We start from the raw sequence: 16,878 nt of genomic DNA on the forward strand, positions 1-16,878 counted from the left end.
ATTAAACTTTAAAATAGATAATAATCTTTTGTGACTTTTGTGGTAAAAAAATCAATTCAAAATGAAAAAATTCACCTCTGTAAGTGATATTGAAAACTTACAGGAAATTATAAAAAAAGCTTTAGAAATTAAAGAAAATCCTCTTTCGGAAACCGAGAAAGGAAAAGGAAAAACCATTGGACTTGTCTTTTTAAATTCAAGTTTGAGAACTCGTTTAAGCAGTCAGATCGCTGCGCAAAATTTAGGATTAAATGTTTTAACGTTAAATGCTGCGCAAGAAGCTTGGAATCTGGAATTCGCAGATGGAGCAGTAATGAATGGTGATACGGTTGAGCATATTAAAGATGCTATTGAAGTACTAAATCAATATTGTGATATCATCGCAGTTCGTTGTTTTGCAGGAATGAAAAGCAAGGAGGATGATGTTAATGAAAGTATCTTAAGTCAGTTTGAGCAGCATGCAAAAGTTCCGGTTATTTCTCTGGAATCTGCAACGCGTCATCCTTTGCAAAGTTTGGCAGATTGTATTACGATTACCGAAAACTGGAAGGAAGAACGCAAACCCAAAGTGGTGCTTACTTGGGCTCCTCACATCAAACCGATTGCCCATGCGGTAGGAAATTCTTTCGCAGAATGGATGCAGGAGATGGATGTTGAATTGGTAATCGCTAATCCTGAAGGGTATGATTTAGATAAGAAATTCACGAAGGATGTAAAAGTAATTCATAACCAAGATGAAGCATTGAAAGATGCAGATTTTGTGTATGTTAAAAACTGGTCATCTTTTGATGATTATGCTGCAATGCCTGAAGTAAAAGAAAACTGGATGTTGACGAATGAAAAATTAGCCAATACCAATCACGGAAAAGTGATGCACTGTCTTCCGGTTCGTCGTAATGTAGAATTGAGTGATGAGGTAATGGATGGTGGAAACTCTATCATTTATCAACAGGCAAAAAACCGAATTTTCTCTGCGCAAGCAGTATTCAGTGAAATTTTGGATGAAATCAATTCAAAATAATGAGAACCTATCCTTGTCAAGGTTTTAAACCTTGACAAGGATTCACGCTGAATCAATACAGTCTCAGAGGGACGATTCAAATCAGAATAGGATGCAATCTTATTAAATGGTTAAAAAATGAAAGAAAAATTATACGTCATAAAAATCGGCGGTGCTTTAATTGATGATGAGGAATTATTGAACGAATTTCTGGAGCAGTTTTCTGAAATTAAGGAAAAGAAAATTTTAGTTCATGGAGGCGGAAAATTAGCAACTACATTGGCTGATAAATTAGGTGTTGAACAAAAAATGATTAACGGACGAAGAATCACGGATAAAGATACGTTAGATATTGTAGCGATGGTTTATGCGGGAAGTATCAATAAAAATATTGTGGCAAAACTTCAGCAGAGAAAATGCAAAGCAATAGGTTTTTCGGGAGCTGATGCTAATTTAATTAAAGCTAAAAAAAGAGAACACGCAGAAATAGATTTCGGATTTGTAGGAGATATTGAAAAGAAAAGTGTGAATAAGAAATTAATTTCAAAATTGATTAAACTTAAACTTGTTCCAGTATTTTCGGCAATTACCCACGACAAAAAAGGAAATCTTTTCAATACCAATGCAGATACAATTGCTTCGGTGATTGCGCAGGCCTTGTCTTCAAAATATGATGTTGAATTGTTATATTGCTTTGATAAAGAAGGTGTTTTGGAAAATGTAGATGATCCTGAATCTGTCATAAAAAACATTTCTGAGGAAGAGTTTTCTACATTGAAAAATGAAGGAAAACTTCACAAAGGAATTTTGCCGAAATTAGAAAATGCTCTTGGAGCAGTAAAGAATAATGTAAATAAGGTATTCTTAATTAAGGAAACCCAACTAAAAAACCATATAGAAAATCATCATGCAGGAACTGAAATTTGTTTATAGTAAAGAAGAATTGCTAAGCAATGCGGTTGAATTATTAAAGAAACTGATTGAGATTCCTTCATTCAGCAAGGATGAATATAATACGTCTGTAGAGATTGAGAATTTTTTCAAAAAACATCACATTCCTACCAAACGTTTTAAAAATAACATTTGGGCGGTGAACAAAAATTTCGATGTTTTCAAACCTTCAGTTTTACTAAATACACATCATGATACGGTAAAACCCAATAAAGCATACACTTTAGATCCGTTTTTACCGATTGAAAAAGACGGGAAACTTTTTGGATTGGGAAGTAATGATGCCGGAGCTTCTTTAGTTTCTATGGCGCAGGTTTTTTTACATTTTTATGATAAAGAAGATTTACAGTATAATTTAGTTATTGCCTTAACGGCTGAGGAGGAGATTTCAGGTTTTGACGGAATTGAAGCTTTATTTCCCCAACTACCCAACATCGAGTTTGCCATTGTAGGAGAACCAACGCAGATGAATCTGGCGATCGCGGAAAAAGGACTTTTAGTTATTGATGGGGAAATGAAAGGTACTCCTTCTCACGCCGCTCACCCGAATAATGATAATTCGATCGTGAAATGTATGGAAGATTTACAACAAATTTTGAACTTTAAATTTCCAAAGGTTTCGGACTATTTGGGTGAAGTTAAAGTTACGTTGTCTGGAATTCATGCCGGTGTTCAACATAACGTAGTTCCTGAATCATGTGCTTTCACGTTAGATGTTAGGGTTACAGATGAGTATTCTAATGAAGAAGTGTTTGAAATCATTCAATCTCAGATGAAATCAACTTTAACAGCAAGGTCATTTAGATTGAATTCTTCCAAAATAGAAATGGAACATCCGTTTGTACAGGCGGGGCTTGAAATCGGAAGGACAACATACGGTTCGCCAACTTCGTCTGATCAGGCAATTATTCCGTGTACATCTGTGAAAATGGGTCCTGGAGACAGTAGGCGCTCTCACACTGCGGATGAATATATCTATATTGATGAAATAAAAGAAGGAATTGATGTTTACATCCAAATTTTAGAAAAGGTTTTATAAGTTAGGGCTGTAAGGGAGATGATGGAGGTATAATAGAATCGAAGAACCAATATTCAATTCGCACGAGTTTTGGGATTTTTAGAGAATAAAAATATTTTTTAGCAGAAGTTTCCAGTCTTGAATTTTTGTTTCTTTTGTTTGACTAAGTCGAATCTTCGATTTCAAGACAAAAGAAAATTAGATATAAATAAAAATAATTTCAGTTAGTTTTTACTGTTTTAATTACACTCAGCAGGCAATGAAGTTTGAATATTTTTAATAAAGATTTATGCAAAAATTGAATTAAAAATGAAAGACTTTAACATGTGGAAATGTTTAAAGCTTGTACAAAATAATAAGGGTGTCCTGCTGGGTGGTTAAAACAAACTCAATTTTTAAAGAAAAAAATATGAAAAAGATATGGCAGAAGGATAACCTTGCCACCAATATATTAGTCAACAAATTTACAGTCGGGAAAGATCTTGATTTTGATGAGCGTTTAGCAAAATACGATGTTAAAGGTTCCATGGCGCATTGTAAAATGTTGGCAGAAGTTGGAATTATTTCCAACGAAGAATCAAAGCAGATGCTATCTGTTTTGGAAGAGATTTTAGAAGATATCGAGAACGGAACTTTTGAAATAGATAAGCAGGCAGAGGATATTCATTCTCAGGTAGAGTCTATTTTGATTGAAAAGTTAGGCGATACAGGAAAGAAAATTCATACGGCAAGATCAAGAAATGATCAGGTTTTATTGGATATTAAATTATACTTATTGGATGAGATCCGTGAGATAACGGCTTTAACAGATGAGTTTTTCCAGATTTTAATCAAGCTGGCAGATCAGCATAAAAATGTTTTACTTCCCGGATATACGCATTTGCAAATTGCGATGCCTTCATCGTTTGGATTATGGCTTGGAGCTTATGCAGAAGCCTTGTTAGATGATGTTGAAATGTTATTTTCGGTGAAGAATATCATTAATAAAAATCCTTTAGGTTCAGCTGCGGGATATGGTTCTTCTTTTCCGATTGATCGTGAGAGTACGACGTATCATTTAGGTTTTCAATCGATGAATTATAATTCGGTGTATGCTCAAATGACGCGTGGAAAGTCTGAGAAAATGTTGTCGATGGCGATGGCGACCTTAGCGGGAACGTTGGGGAAATTTGCCTATGATGTTTGTTTATATCTAAGTCAGAATTTTAATTTTATAAGTTTTCCAAAGGAATTTACTACAGGAAGCAGTATTATGCCCCACAAGAAAAATCCTGATATTTTTGAATTGGTAAGAGCTCGATGTAATCGAATTCAGTCATTACCGAATGAATTGATTTTGTTAACGAATAATCTTCCGTCTGGCTATCACCGAGATGTACAGTTGACGAAAGAAATTCTCTTCCCTGCAATTGATTCTCTAAAAGAATGCCTTGAAATCTTGAGCTATACATTGCCTAATATTGAGGTGAGAGATGGTATTTTGGAAGATGAAAAGTATAAGTATCTTTTCAGTGTAGAGAAGATTAATGAAGAGGTTAAAAATGGAAGTTCATTCCGTGATGCTTATGTAAAAGTGGGGCAGGAGATTGAAAATAATGAGTTTGATTTTGAAATAGGAAACCTAAACCATACCCATCAGGGAAGTATTGGGAATCTTTGTTTGGATAAAATAGAATATCAATTTAATAAATTGAAAAACAAATTATTGGGTTGATTGTTTGATTTAAACCATTAAGCTAATGGAAGGAATTAAGAATAGTTAGATTTTCTTAATTAAACTTAACTTCTTCAATCAACTTAATGGTTCAATTTTAAATATTTTACCCTAAATCAATCTTAAACTTGGTTGATTTTTTAACCTCGTGAAGAACGATTGAGCTGTGATATTGTCCGATATTGGGAATGTTTGAAATAATATTGACTGCAAATTCATTATAAGAATTAATATCCTTAGCAATGATTTTTAGCATATAGTCGTATTCACCTGAAAGACTGATGATTTCTTGAACTTCATCATGTTTTTCAATGTTTTTCTCAAAGGTTTCAAGCACTTTCTGTGACTGTTCCTTGAGGCGGACATTGCAATACACAACAATATTTAAGCCTAGTTTTTCACGGTTCAAAAGACCGACATATTTCTCAATAATCCCTTGTTTTTCCAGCTGTTTGATTCGTTCATACGTAGGAGTAAAGGTAAGACCGATTTTTTCGGAAATTTCTTTCACAGAAAAAGTAGAGTCTTCCTGAATAATACTGAGAATCATTTTGTCTTTAGCATCCATAGAATCAATTTGAGAGGTAACAAAAATATTAAGAAAAAATGGAAATAAATAATACTTAAGGTTTTTAATTTTTTTAGACTTTTAGTTTTGTCAATTCGTCAAAATACTATATCTTTGCACCTAATGAATAAAAAAGTATTTATATCATTAGAATTACCGGGCGACAACGCCCTTTACGATATTTATTGTTATTAAGCGAAGATTTTTGTCTTCGCTTTTTTTATGTAAAAAATTAAGATATTATGTTTACAATTACAGAACTAAGTACGGAGAGAATCAGCAGTATACTTACAGAAGCGCTTGCTTTTGCCAATGGGAAAACTGCTAAAATTGAAGGAGAAGTTTTTTGCTCAAATCTCTTTTTCGAAGACAGTACAAGAACAAAAACGAGCTTTGACATTGCTGAAAGAAAATTGGGTTTACAGGTCGTTCCTTTCGATGCTTCTCACAGTTCTGTAAATAAAGGTGAAAGTTTATACGATACCATAAAAACAATTGAAAGTATTGGTGTAAATTTAGTAGTTGTCAGAGATAAGAAAGACCGCTATTTTGAAGAATTAAAAGAGATTAAGATTCCCGTAATTAATGGAGGAGACGGAACGGGAAATCACCCTTCACAATGTATGCTGGATCTAATGACGATTTATCAGGAATTCGGAAAGTTTGAAGGATTGAAAGTAGGAATCGTTGGAGATGTAAAACACAGCCGAGTGGCGAATTCAAATGCAGAGGCATTAAGAAGGCTAGGGGCTAAAGTATATTTTTCAGGACCGGAAGATTGGTTTGATGAAGGAGCTTTAATTAATGGAACATACTTATCTGTAGATGAAATGATTAAGGATGTTGACGTTTTAATGTTATTAAGAATTCAACATGAAAGACATGATGCGAAAATGAGTTTCTCTGCATCAGATTACCATAGAAAATATGGTTTGACGAAAGAAAGAGAACAAGCGATGAAAAAAGAAGCGATCATCATGCATCCTGCGCCAATCAACAGAGGAGTGGAGATTGATACAGATTTGGTAGAATGTGAACGTTCAAGGATATTCAAGCAGATGCAGAATGGAGTTTTTGCAAGAATGGCAATCCTTAAAGAATCTTTGGAGGCACAAGGATATACATTTAAATAAAAAGAACAAAGTTAAAAGTTATATAAGCCTCTAAGGGGCGAAATATTAATAGCGATGGATGAAATCCATGGTAAAGAAAGTATAAAAAGAAAATCTAAATAAAAAAATGAAGAAAAAATTAATACTGGAGTCCGGTGAAGTATTTCATGGAGAAGGTTTCGGAGCAGAATTGGAAACTGCAGGAGAGGTGGTTTTCAATACAGGAATGACAGGTTATCAGGAATTGATTTCTGATCCTTCATACTGCGGTCAGATTGTTTGCATGACATATCCGCTTATCGGAAACTATGGGATTAATAGAGATGACTATGAAAGTATCGAGCCTGCCATTAAAGGTCTTATTGTAAAGGAAGTTTGCGATTTACCGTCTAATTTCCGTACGCAAATGACGTTGGATGAGTTATTCAAAAAGAAAAACCTTTCAGGAATTTCAGGAATTGATACAAGAAGATTGACAAGAATTCTTCGTAATTATGGAGTGGTGAAAGGAAAAATCGTTAATGATGATACGGATGAAAATTCAGTAGTTAGCGAATTGAAATCAACAACTTTCCCAACCAATCAAGTAGAAATGGTTTCTACAAAAACACCTTATGCAAACCCGGGAAGAGGTTTCAAGGTTGTTTTGGTAGATTTTGGTTCTAAATTAGGAATTATCAGAGAGCTGTCTCAAAGAAACTGTGACATCATCGTAGTTTCGCAAGATACAACAGCAGAAGAAATTTTATTAATGGATCCGGATGGGATTATGCTTTCAAACGGTCCTGGTGACCCGGAAGACAATCAGCATGCATTAGAAATGATCCGTGGATTACTAGGAAAAGTTCCAATTTTCGGAATTTGTTTAGGACACCAACTAATAGGTTTGGCTTGTGGTGCAAAAACGTTCAAGTTAAAATTCGGTCACAGAGGAGGAAATCACCCAGTGTTAGATTTAGAGAAAAATAAAGTGGCTATCACTTCTCAAAATCATGGATATGCAGTAGATCAGGAAAGTTTAAAAGGAACAGACCTAATCGAAACACATATTGCATTAAATGACCGAACCAACGAAGGATTGAAACACAAAATTCACCCTTGTTTCTCAGTTCAATATCACCCGGAAGCAAGCCCAGGTCCTGAAGATGCAAATTATTTATTTGATGATTTCATTCACTTAATGGAAGATTTTAAGAATAAGAAGAATCAATAAATTACAAGATTGTTTAAATAAAAATGTCAACTTTTCGCCAGATATATTATCAGATTGTATTTAGTACGAAGCACAGAAATCCTGTGCTAAATATGGAGAATGAAGATCAATTATATAAATACATTTGGGGAATTGTTAAAAATAAGAAGTGTACACTTTATAGGATTAATGGAATGCCGGATCATATTCATTTATTTACAGATTTACATCCATCGGTTTCCTTAAGCAGTTTTGTAAAAGACATAAAGGTTTCAAGTAACTTATGGATAAAGCAAAGCGGATTATTTCCTGATTTTGAAGAATGGCAAAGTGGTTATGGTGCATTTACTTATTCGGAAAGAGAAAAAGATATGATCATTAATTATATTAAAAACCAAAAAGAACATCATGAAAATGAATCTTTTGAGGTTGAATATAAAAATTTGCTGAAATCTAATGGAGTTGAATTTGATGAAAAATATCTGTGGTAAATACGATTCAACCCATTTCATGGGTTGTGTGAAATATGATTTAACTATCAAATCCATAGGTTTCACCTACGGCTATTGAAATTCAGACGATAGGTTTCACCTAACGCTATTAAAATTCAGCCACTTCGTGGCTGCCCAACAAAAAAATGAATCAGAACCATGAAATGGTTCAATAATAATAGCCACGGATGAAATCCATGGAATAATAAAAAAAGAAAAAAATGAAAAGAAACGATATAAAAACAATTTTAGTAATCGGTTCAGGACCTATCATCATTGGTCAGGCAGCAGAATTTGATTACGCAGGAACGCAGGCTTGTTTGTCTTTGAGAGAAGAAGGCTACAAGGTTATTTTGATCAACTCAAACCCTGCAACGATTATGACGGATGTGGAGATTGCTGATAAAGTATATATCGAGCCGATCTCTCTTCAGTTTGTAAGTCACATCATCAGAAAAGAGCGTCCAGATGCACTTTTACCAACTCTTGGTGGACAAACAGGGTTGAACATGGCGGTAGAATTGGAGAAATCAGGAATTCTTGAAGAATGTAAAGTTGAGGTTTTGGGAACGACGCTTTCTGCAATCAACAGAGCGGAAGACAGAGATTTGTTCCGTGAATTGATGAGAGAATTGAACGAACCGGTTCCTGAATCTGATATCGTAACGACAGTGGAAGGAGCTATTGATTTTGCTAATGAAATTGGTTATCCGGTAATTGTTCGTCCTGCCTTCACGATGGGTGGAACAGGAGGTGGAATTGCTTCTACTGAAGCTGAATTGAAGGAAATTGCAGAACTAGGACTAAAATACAGCCCGGTTACGCAGTGTCTTATCGAAAGATCAATTGCAGGTTTCAAGGAAATTGAATACGAAGTAATGCGTGATGCAAACGACAACGCGATTGTAGTTTGTAACATGGAAAATATAGATCCTGTTGGAGTTCACACAGGAGATTCTATTGTTGTGGCGCCTTCTCAGACGCTTTCAGACAGAGAATACCAGTTATTGAGAAATGCTTCTCTTAAGATCATCAGAGCACTGGGAATTGAAGGAGGATGTAACGTACAGTTGGCTTTAGATCCGCATTCATTCGAATATTATATCATCGAAGTTAACCCAAGAGTTTCTCGTTCTTCAGCTTTAGCATCAAAAGCGACAGGATATCCGATCGCTAAAATTGCAGCTAAAATTGCAGTTGGATTAACGTTAGACGAGATCATGAATCCTGTTACAGGTAAAACATACGCTTGTTTTGAACCAGCTTTGGATTATGTGGTAACGAAGTTCCCAAGATTTCCATTCGATAAATTCGAAACAGCAGACAGAAGATTGTCTACTCAGATGAAAGCTACTGGAGAAGTAATGGCCATCGGAAGAAATTTCGAAGAGTCTTTACAGAAAGCAGTTCGTTCTTTGGAAACAGGATTGAGACATTTAGGTTTAAAAACAAAACAGGCAGCAGCATTGACAGACGAAGATATCGAAAGAAGAATCAGAGTTTGTGATGACGAAAGATTGTTTATCATCTGTGATGCTTTAAGAAGAGGGTACGACTGGGAACAAATCGTAGAATGGAGTAAGATTGATAAATTCTTCATCTGGAAATTAAAGAAATTAGTTGATTTCGAAAAAGTAATTGCTGCTCATAAATTCGACAAAGAAATTTTAATTCAAGCTAAAAAATTAGGTTTCTCAGATCAGAATATTGCTCACTTATGGGAATCTACTCAAAGAGAAGTATATAACTTCAGAAAAGAGAATGGTGTAATACCGGTTTACAAAATGGTAGACACGTGTGCTGCTGAGTTTGAAAGTGAAACACCATATTTCTACGGAACTTATGAAGAAGAAAATGAGAGTGTAGTTTCGGATAAACAAAAAGTAATTGTTTTAGGTTCAGGACCTATCAGAATTGGTCAGGGTGTTGAGTTTGATTATGCTACGGTACATTCGGTTTGGGCAATCAAAGAATTGGGTTACGAAGCAATTATCATCAATAATAACCCGGAAACAGTTTCTACAGACTTCTCGATCTCAGATAAATTATACTTCGAACCATTGACGGAAGAAGATGTAATGAGCATCATTGATCTTGAAAAACCAATGGGAGTAGTGGTTCAGTTCGGAGGTCAGACAGCAATTAACTTGGCGGATAAATTGGCAAGCTACGGAGTGAAAATCTTAGGAACTTCACTGGAAGATCTTGACAGAGCTGAAAACAGAGATAAGTTTGAAAAAGCACTTCAGGAAATGGGGATTCCTCAGCCTTTAGGAAAAACATCAACTTCAAAAGAAGAAGCGATAAAAATTGCTAACGAAATCGGATATCCGGTATTAGTTCGTCCAAGCTACGTGCTAGGAGGTAGAGCAATGGAAATTGTGTATACGGAAAGCGAATTGGCACATTATATGGAGTTTGCGGTAGACGCAAGTCCTGATCAGCCGGTTTTAGTAGACCGCTATATCACAGGTAAAGAAGTTGAAGTAGACGCAATCTGCGACGGTGAAACGGTAGTGATTCCAGGAATTATGGAGCATATCGAAAGAGCCGGGGTTCACTCAGGAGACTCAATTGCAGTATATCCACCACAAAATGTTACTCAGGAGGAACTGGATATTTTAGTAGATTACACTGAAAGATTAGCTAAAGGGTTGAATGTGATTGGATTGATGAATATTCAATATGTTTTACTTGATGGGAATGTTTATGTGATCGAAGTAAATCCACGTTCATCAAGAACGGTTCCTTTCTTATCTAAAATTACGGAAGTTCCGATGGCAAATCTAGCGACAAAAGCTATTTTGGGTCAAAAACTGAAAGATTTAGGTTACAAAAACGGACTGGTTCCGAACAAAGAAGGAGTCTTTGTAAAAGTTCCTGTGTTCTCTTTCTCTAAACTAACGAAAGTTGATATCTCTCTAGGACCAGAAATGAAGTCTACAGGAGAGGTTATGGGGAAAGATACGACTTTGGAAAAAGCACTTTACAAAGGGTTGATTGCTGCAGGAAGAAAAGTTCCGATGCACGGTTCAATCTTGTTTACGGTAGCTGATAAACACAAGCAGGAAGCAGCTGATTTAGCAGCAAGGTTCCATGAAGTTGGTTTCAGAATTTGGGCAACTGAAGGAACAGCTAAATTCTTTGCTGAACAAGGAATTCCTTGTAAAATAGGATACAAAATCGGAGAAGAAAGTGTAAATCTGATCGATTTAATCCAGAAAGGAAAAGTACAATATGTTGTTAACACCATGACAAAAGGAAAACAAGTTGAAAGAGACGGTTTCCAAATCAGAAGAATGAGTGTTGAAAACGGTGTTCCTTGTTTAACATCAATGGATACGGTTGAAGCAATTCTAAAAGTAATTGAAAGTATGAGTTTCAAAATGGAAACGATGTAATTTCGAACTAAAATATAAGTTTAATCCTCGTAAGTTTTCTTGCGAGGATTTTTTGTTTGAAGGTGTATAGAAATTTATAGACTTTAAGAAAAATAATAAACCTGAATATATTATATTTGAACATTAGTTCTAACACTAATAAAAACTATAACCTAATGAAACATCTATTTTTCTATTGTATTGCTTTCAGTGTATTTGGAAGTATGACTTTATTTTCACAAACTAAAAGTAATATTGAAATTTATCAGGAAGCAAACACTTTACTCCAAAAAGATAAAGTAGAAGATGCTTACAAACTTTATAAAGAGCTATATTCTAAAGTCAGTGAAAAGGATACGTTGAAAAGCTATGTAACTTGGTATTATTTAAATACTTCTACTGCCTTAGAAAAAGAGAATGGGATGAATCAAAAGTTTGATAAATCATTAGATTATAGTTTGGAAAGTTTGAAGCTTATACAAGAAAACAAGAAATATTTTGATGAAAAATTTGCACAAAGAGAACCTTGGATGATTAAAAACGTTATTCTATCATACTCAGGATTAAATAATTTGACAAAAGCAAAAGAATATAAGTCAGTTTTATATAAACTTTATAAAGAGAATAAACTTCCAGAAGGAATTGATGAATATTTTAATTTTGATTTTTTCAAACTTGGAGACAAAAATATTTGGGGGTATGAATGGTACCCTGAATTACCTGAAAACAGATCTTCCTCGAGTTTTACAAAAGTGGTATATTATATTTACAATACAAATTCAGATGGTTCTGATAAAGATCAACTATACAGATTTCATGTATTGATGTATCATCAAGATCCTAAAAATGCAAAGTTTGATTATATTTTAGAAAGACAGATTGAAACCGATGACGCAACGGTAAGTGGTTCTTATTATCAATATACTTATCAAAAAGAAATTGATTACAAGAAACTTAGAAATGATATCATTGAAATTGTAAGCCAGAATATTGAACCAAGTAGTAAAAGAATAATGCCAAAAAGAAAATAGTAATAATTTTCTGAACTTAATTGTTGATCATTTATGAGGATCAATAAAGGTTTACATATTATTTATGCTTTTTAACACTTCTTTTTTATGAAAAACTATATGAAACCCAAATTATTACTATTTTTTATATTCATTTTTATAACATGCTCAAGTCAATCTATAGCTGATATTCATAATATTGATACAGATTTGATTATTACCAAAATTATTGAAAGTAATAGAGCCAAAGTTCAAAAAAATGATGCTAATAAAATTGTGCAACAATTCAAAAAAATTGAGAGGTCTTTAACCACCAATACAACTCCAAATGAATTTGAGGGCTTGTTCGTTTCCATGGGAGTTGATGGGATGCCAAATTTTAAATTAAAGAAAATAATTACAAAAGACGATTATGAATATTTTTTATTGCAATCTCAGAATACTGATCCAACAGAAATTAGTGATGCTTTAAAAAAGAAATATAATTTTGATTTGCTAGAAAACGTTTTGGGTGACAGAGAGAAAGAGAAACGGTATGAATATTACCAATTTACAAAACCTTACTTTTCAAAAGACCATCAAAAAGCATATATTGAAGTAGAGTATTATTCTGCTGGAATTTATGGTGATGGGATGGCATATATTTTGGAAAAAATTAATGGCGAGTGGGTAATCGTAAGAGGATTGAACTTATGGATTACGTAAAGAGAAATTTTTCTCCAAGATTACTAAGAATATATAGACCATTAAAATAAGAGTTCTTAAAAGTGTAACCCTAATTATTTTTTAAAGTGTAGCCCTGTTTTTTTTCAAGTTTTAAATAATTTCGTTCTCTGAAAATTAAAATATAAATAAAAATGTGGTTTAAAGAAGTGATTTTAGAGACGGATCGTGTAAAACTTGTTCCGATTAGTGAAACTCATAAAAATGATCTTATTGCAGCTTCGGAAGACGGAGATTTATCAGACCTTTGGTTTACTTCAATCCCTCAAAAAGATAATTTTGACAGCTATATAGCCAAGGCAATTGATGATTTTAAGCAGGATAAAGGACTGGCGTTTGTGGTGATTGATAAAAAAAATAATAAGATTATCGGGACGACAAGATATATCAATGCTACCCCGGAACACAGAAGATTGGAAATAGGATTTACCTGGTACGCAAAATCTTATCAGAAAACGTATGTGAATACAGAATGCAAATTATTGTTACTTACCCACGCATTTGAAGTCCTAAAAGCTGTTGCGGTAGAATTCAGAACAAATTGGTACAATTTCCAATCGAGGAATGCTATTGCGAGGTTGGGGGCAAAGCAGGACGGAGTTCTTCGAAACCACCAAATCATGCCGGATGGTTCTTTGCGTGATACGGTAGTTTTTTCAATTCTTGAAAGTGAATGGCTTGCGTGTAAGTGTTCATTATATTACAAAATAGATCAAATGAACAAAATCTAAATTTAAATAATCAATATTAAAATACTTATCCTTTCTTGCGATTATAGCGGAGAGGATTTTTTATGAGCTAAATTTTAGAATATAAAACATTTAGAGCTTGTTTAACTCTATTGAGTAATCATCAGTAAAAATGCAATCTTATTTTTATTAATATTGGCTACACTTACCATGGCTGTCAACAAAATCATTTTACCTCACAACGTGCCTCTTGATTCCTTTTACTTCTTTATATCCAAATAAGGTAAAAGGCTTCATTGGCAGATTATTTTTTAATAGTATTTACCTTTTATTGTGTCGCCAATGAATAAACTTACTGGTTGATTCCGGATCGCTTTTAAACCAAAGATCCATATCCTTTAAAAGTTCTGCGTTTTCCTTGGATACGATCACATTATCTTTAAGAAGTTGTTGTTTATATTCCTTTTTTATTTCTGTCTTAGTTTCTGCAGTTTTGGAATAAACAAAAAAGAATACAGAAAAACTTAGTACAAGCATTACAAAAGAAGATAGCCAAACATATAAACTTAATTTTGGTATTTTTAATCTCGAATTTAGACGATTTATATTTTCTTCTGTTTTTTCTTTATAGAAAGAATTTAAATAACTCAAGTCAGGCTCTATGCGCATAGTTTTGAGTTCTTCAATTTTATGTTCAAGTTGTGTTATAGCCTGTTCAATTTCAGCGGATAATGATTTCGATAATTCCTGATTGTTATAATCTATCATTTTAAATATTTAAGATGATAAATTTAGAATTTATTCTCTTATATAATTTTTTTTTTTTTGACATTAAAGACAACTATGGTTTTTTAGAAATCTTTTTATACTTATGCAAACATAAGTAATATAGGTATTTAACATAAAAAAATAATTCCCACACAAAAGGATTTATTTTATATTTTTGAAGTCAGTTTTTAAATTAATAAATAATCATTAAAACAACAATTATGAAAAAAACATTATTAGTAGGAGCTTTATTAGTAGCTGGAGTAGTTAGCGCTTTCCCTTTCAGAACTTCTTGTGGAAAAGTTCTTCAAATTAGCCAATCGATAGCTGATCATATGAATAATTCGCAATTAGCAGGTTATCTAACAGATGTAAATAGCGGAGCATGCCCTCAACATGCAGGTTCTACAGTTATCACTACTATTTATTCTCACTAAGATTAAAAGAATAATTTTAGACCGTCATTAATAGTGGCGGTCTTTTTACATTTAACGTATAAATTTATTTAATGAAGAAATTTATAATATTTATTAATTTATTAATTGTAACAACAATATTTTCTCAAAAAAAGTTTGATGTTCTTTATGAAGCGGATTATAAATTAAATTACAAACTTTATAATAATAGTAATTTTAAAAAAGAAACAACTTTTGCTCTTCTTATGAATAAATCTTCATCATATTTTAAAAATATGAATAAGTACATTGGAGACTCGCTTGAAGCAGAAAAAAAAATGAAAGATGTTAAGCAAGCTATGCAATATGTTACAGATTTTAACGAAACAATTGGTACAACAGATGCGAGGCTATTTGTAACTACTGAAATTAACTATGTTTCCTATGATTATGAAGAAGCTAACAGTATTAGTTGGAAAATTAAAAATGAATTTAAAACAGTTTTAGGTTATAAATCTCAAAAAGCTGAAACAATTAAATATGGTAGAACTTGGATAGCTTGGTTTGCAACTGATATTCCATTTCAATACGGCCCATATAAGTTTAACGGCTTACCAGGTTTAATTACTGAGCTATACGATACTAAAGATGATTATCATTATACTCTTTATACATTTAGAAAAAGAAAATATACTTGTAAATCAGCTAATATAGCAGTTAATTCAAAAAAAACAACTAAGGAAAAAGTAATTGATGTTTTTAAAAATAGGGTTGCAAATAGAATGAGAATACATGAGCAATATCTTGAAGATAAAAACGATATTGAAATGATAAGGAGAAACTCTGAAGAAGCTGAAAAATCATTTAATCCAATTGAACTTAGTATTAACTAAATTATAAAAAAGCGCTTTATAGTAGCGCTTTTTTTATATCATAATCTTGGAGCCTGTTTAAATTTAGAAATTTAAATAGATTCTAATTACTTTAAAAAGAAAACCATGTAAGAAAGTAGCTGTTTCAATTGTCTTATAATAAAATTAAGCATGAAATTCAGGTTACCATTCATCGCAATACTTTTTTCTGTGTATTGTTTATCTCAGAATATAGTGTCAAATGTTGATGCTATTGTCAATACCGAAATGAAAGAAAGGAAAATTCCCGGAATGCAGATTGCAGTTGTTCAAAATGGAAAAATTGTTTTAAATAAATCATATGGTGTGGCCAGTATCCAGAATGATCTTCCGGTAAAAAACACTTCGATTTTCCCTATCAATTCTACGACAAAAGTCTTTACGGCGGTGGCGGTGATGCAATTGGTAGAGCAAGGGAAGATTGGTTTAAGTGAACCAATTTCAAAGTATTTAGAAAACTTGCCTTCCGAATGGCAAAAAATTACCGTAGAGCAGTTAATGACTCATATTTCTGGACTTCCTGATATTCTAAGTGTTCTTGATCCCGCAACAGGAAGTCTTGGAGCAATGAGAACTGAGAATGTGATGTGGGAGAAAATTAAACTAGCACCTTTGAATTTTAAAACAGGAGAACGGTTGAGTTACAATCAAACCAATTATTATTTATTAGGAAAAATCATTGAAAAAGTAAGTGGAGATTCGTTTGTTAATTTCGTTACCCAAAACCAATTCAATAGGGTAGGAATGAAGAATACACAGTTTGGGGATTCTAGATCAATTATTCCAAATTATGCACCTACTTATCGTGGATCAGTCTCAAAAGTTGGGGAGAAAATAAAAAATGCTATTTTTGTATAATGCTAAATGATGCCGAACTGCTTAAATTATTTTTACCTGAACTGTTGATTGAATATTTTGAGATTGTAAAATTTGAAGAAGAAAACCAAATTCTACAT

16 protein-coding genes are annotated in these 16,878 nt (G+C 33.1%); 14 read left to right on the forward strand and 2 right to left on the reverse strand.

Features of this window, described 5'->3' with window-relative positions; translation table 11 throughout:
• Nucleotides 1-61 precede the first annotated feature (61 nt).
• The 4 genes from BUB80_RS02210 (at nt 62) to argH (ending at nt 4,683) form a co-directional block, all read left to right on the forward strand.
• The gene (locus tag BUB80_RS02210; protein ID WP_073290492.1) at nt 62-1,021 is read left to right on the forward strand and encodes an N-acetylornithine carbamoyltransferase; all 960 of its coding nucleotides are present in this window, start codon (nt 62-64) and stop codon (nt 1,019-1,021) included.
• Nucleotides 1,022-1,138: 117 nt separating this feature from the next.
• Entirely contained in the window at nt 1,139-1,933 is a 795-nt protein-coding gene (gene argB, locus BUB80_RS02215) for an acetylglutamate kinase (protein ID WP_073290493.1), read from the forward strand.
• A complete protein-coding gene (locus tag BUB80_RS02220) occupies nt 1,908-2,990 on the forward strand; it encodes a M20 family metallo-hydrolase (RefSeq protein WP_073290495.1) in 1,083 nt (360 codons plus the stop codon). Before argB ends, BUB80_RS02220 begins: the two co-directional genes overlap by 26 nt.
• A 388-nt stretch (nt 2,991-3,378) precedes the next feature.
• Complete coding sequence (gene argH / locus BUB80_RS02225; protein ID WP_073290542.1) at nt 3,379-4,683, forward strand: argininosuccinate lyase; 1,305 nt, start codon at nt 3,379-3,381, stop codon at nt 4,681-4,683.
• 106 nt (nt 4,684-4,789) lie between these two features.
• Here argH and BUB80_RS02230 read toward each other — a convergent pair whose 3' ends face one another.
• Nucleotides 4,790-5,251 (reverse strand): Lrp/AsnC family transcriptional regulator, encoded by a 462-nt coding sequence (locus BUB80_RS02230; RefSeq protein ID WP_054510837.1) that lies wholly within the window; start codon nt 5,249-5,251, stop codon nt 4,790-4,792.
• A 242-nt stretch (nt 5,252-5,493) separates the two neighbouring features.
• On the opposite strand from BUB80_RS02230, the gene BUB80_RS02235 reads away from it, so the two are divergent.
• From BUB80_RS02235 to BUB80_RS02265, 7 genes are all read left to right on the forward strand, one after another.
• Entirely contained in the window at nt 5,494-6,384 is an 891-nt protein-coding gene (locus BUB80_RS02235) for an aspartate carbamoyltransferase catalytic subunit (RefSeq protein ID WP_073290496.1), read from the forward strand.
• A 106-nt stretch (nt 6,385-6,490) separates the two neighbouring features.
• On the forward strand, nt 6,491-7,576 hold the full coding sequence (locus BUB80_RS02240) for a carbamoyl phosphate synthase small subunit (RefSeq protein ID WP_073290498.1): 1,086 nt from the start codon (nt 6,491-6,493) through the stop codon (nt 7,574-7,576).
• Nucleotides 7,577-7,599: 23 nt separating this feature from the next.
• The gene (tnpA, locus tag BUB80_RS02245) at nt 7,600-8,046 is read left to right on the forward strand and encodes an IS200/IS605 family transposase (RefSeq protein ID WP_073290500.1); all 447 of its coding nucleotides are present in this window, start codon (nt 7,600-7,602) and stop codon (nt 8,044-8,046) included.
• A gap of 221 nt (nt 8,047-8,267) precedes the next feature.
• Nucleotides 8,268-11,447, forward strand: coding sequence for a carbamoyl-phosphate synthase large subunit (carB, locus tag BUB80_RS02250; protein ID WP_073290502.1), 3,180 nt, complete (start codon nt 8,268-8,270; stop codon nt 11,445-11,447).
• A 155-nt stretch (nt 11,448-11,602) separates the two neighbouring features.
• Entirely contained in the window at nt 11,603-12,457 is an 855-nt protein-coding gene (locus BUB80_RS02255) for a hypothetical protein (protein ID WP_073290504.1), read from the forward strand.
• Nucleotides 12,458-12,556: 99 nt separating this feature from the next.
• The gene (locus BUB80_RS02260) at nt 12,557-13,141 is read left to right on the forward strand and encodes a hypothetical protein (RefSeq protein WP_228433636.1); all 585 of its coding nucleotides are present in this window, start codon (nt 12,557-12,559) and stop codon (nt 13,139-13,141) included.
• Between the two features lie 152 nt (nt 13,142-13,293).
• Nucleotides 13,294-13,890: a GNAT family N-acetyltransferase gene (locus BUB80_RS02265; RefSeq protein WP_073290508.1), complete on the forward strand. Its 597-nt coding sequence runs from the start codon at nt 13,294-13,296 to the stop codon at nt 13,888-13,890.
• 279 nt (nt 13,891-14,169) lie between these two features.
• Here the strand turns inward: BUB80_RS02265 and BUB80_RS02270 are convergent, their stop codons facing one another.
• Nucleotides 14,170-14,616: a hypothetical protein gene (locus BUB80_RS02270; protein ID WP_073290510.1), complete on the reverse strand. Its 447-nt coding sequence runs from the start codon at nt 14,614-14,616 to the stop codon at nt 14,170-14,172.
• Nucleotides 14,617-14,837: 221 nt separating this feature from the next.
• Between BUB80_RS02270 and BUB80_RS02275 the strand changes: the two genes are divergently transcribed.
• From BUB80_RS02275 to BUB80_RS02285, 3 genes are all read left to right on the forward strand, one after another.
• A complete protein-coding gene (locus BUB80_RS02275) occupies nt 14,838-15,053 on the forward strand; it encodes a hypothetical protein (RefSeq protein ID WP_073290511.1) in 216 nt (71 codons plus the stop codon).
• A 71-nt stretch (nt 15,054-15,124) separates the two neighbouring features.
• Entirely contained in the window at nt 15,125-15,904 is a 780-nt protein-coding gene (locus BUB80_RS02280; RefSeq protein ID WP_073290513.1) for a GLPGLI family protein, read from the forward strand.
• A gap of 150 nt (nt 15,905-16,054) precedes the next feature.
• Complete coding sequence (locus BUB80_RS02285) at nt 16,055-16,780, forward strand: serine hydrolase domain-containing protein (RefSeq protein ID WP_083546989.1); 726 nt, start codon at nt 16,055-16,057, stop codon at nt 16,778-16,780.
• Nucleotides 16,781-16,878: the final 98 nt, after the last annotated feature.

Origin of the sequence: Chryseobacterium polytrichastri, assembly GCF_900142445.1 — a bacterium.
Lineage (GTDB): Bacteria > Bacteroidota > Bacteroidia > Flavobacteriales > Weeksellaceae > Chryseobacterium > Chryseobacterium polytrichastri.

Bases quoted from the DNA above. Each gene is read 5' to 3' on its own strand.
- BUB80_RS02260 (WP_228433636.1), top strand. From the start codon at position 12,557: ATGAAACCCAAATTATTACTATTTTTTATATTCATTTTTATAACATGC.
- BUB80_RS02210 (WP_073290492.1), top strand. From the start codon at position 62: ATGAAAAAATTCACCTCTGTAAGTGATATTGAAAACTTACAGGAAATT.
- argB (WP_073290493.1), top strand. From the start codon at position 1,139: ATGAAAGAAAAATTATACGTCATAAAAATCGGCGGTGCTTTAATTGAT.
- BUB80_RS02280 (WP_073290513.1), top strand. From the start codon at position 15,125: ATGAAGAAATTTATAATATTTATTAATTTATTAATTGTAACAACAATA.
- BUB80_RS02235 (WP_073290496.1), top strand. From the start codon at position 5,494: ATGTTTACAATTACAGAACTAAGTACGGAGAGAATCAGCAGTATACTT.
- BUB80_RS02240 (WP_073290498.1), top strand. From the start codon at position 6,491: ATGAAGAAAAAATTAATACTGGAGTCCGGTGAAGTATTTCATGGAGAA.
- BUB80_RS02220 (WP_073290495.1), top strand. From the start codon at position 1,908: ATGCAGGAACTGAAATTTGTTTATAGTAAAGAAGAATTGCTAAGCAAT.
- argH (WP_073290542.1), top strand. From the start codon at position 3,379: ATGAAAAAGATATGGCAGAAGGATAACCTTGCCACCAATATATTAGTC.
- BUB80_RS02265 (WP_073290508.1), top strand. From the start codon at position 13,294: ATGTGGTTTAAAGAAGTGATTTTAGAGACGGATCGTGTAAAACTTGTT.
- BUB80_RS02230 (WP_054510837.1), bottom strand. From the start codon at position 5,251: ATGGATGCTAAAGACAAAATGATTCTCAGTATTATTCAGGAAGACTCT.
- carB (WP_073290502.1), top strand. From the start codon at position 8,268: ATGAAAAGAAACGATATAAAAACAATTTTAGTAATCGGTTCAGGACCT.
- BUB80_RS02275 (WP_073290511.1), top strand. From the start codon at position 14,838: ATGAAAAAAACATTATTAGTAGGAGCTTTATTAGTAGCTGGAGTAGTT.
- BUB80_RS02285 (WP_083546989.1), top strand. From the start codon at position 16,055: ATGAAATTCAGGTTACCATTCATCGCAATACTTTTTTCTGTGTATTGT.
- BUB80_RS02270 (WP_073290510.1), bottom strand. From the start codon at position 14,616: ATGATAGATTATAACAATCAGGAATTATCGAAATCATTATCCGCTGAA.
- tnpA (WP_073290500.1), top strand. From the start codon at position 7,600: ATGTCAACTTTTCGCCAGATATATTATCAGATTGTATTTAGTACGAAG.
- BUB80_RS02255 (WP_073290504.1), top strand. From the start codon at position 11,603: ATGAAACATCTATTTTTCTATTGTATTGCTTTCAGTGTATTTGGAAGT.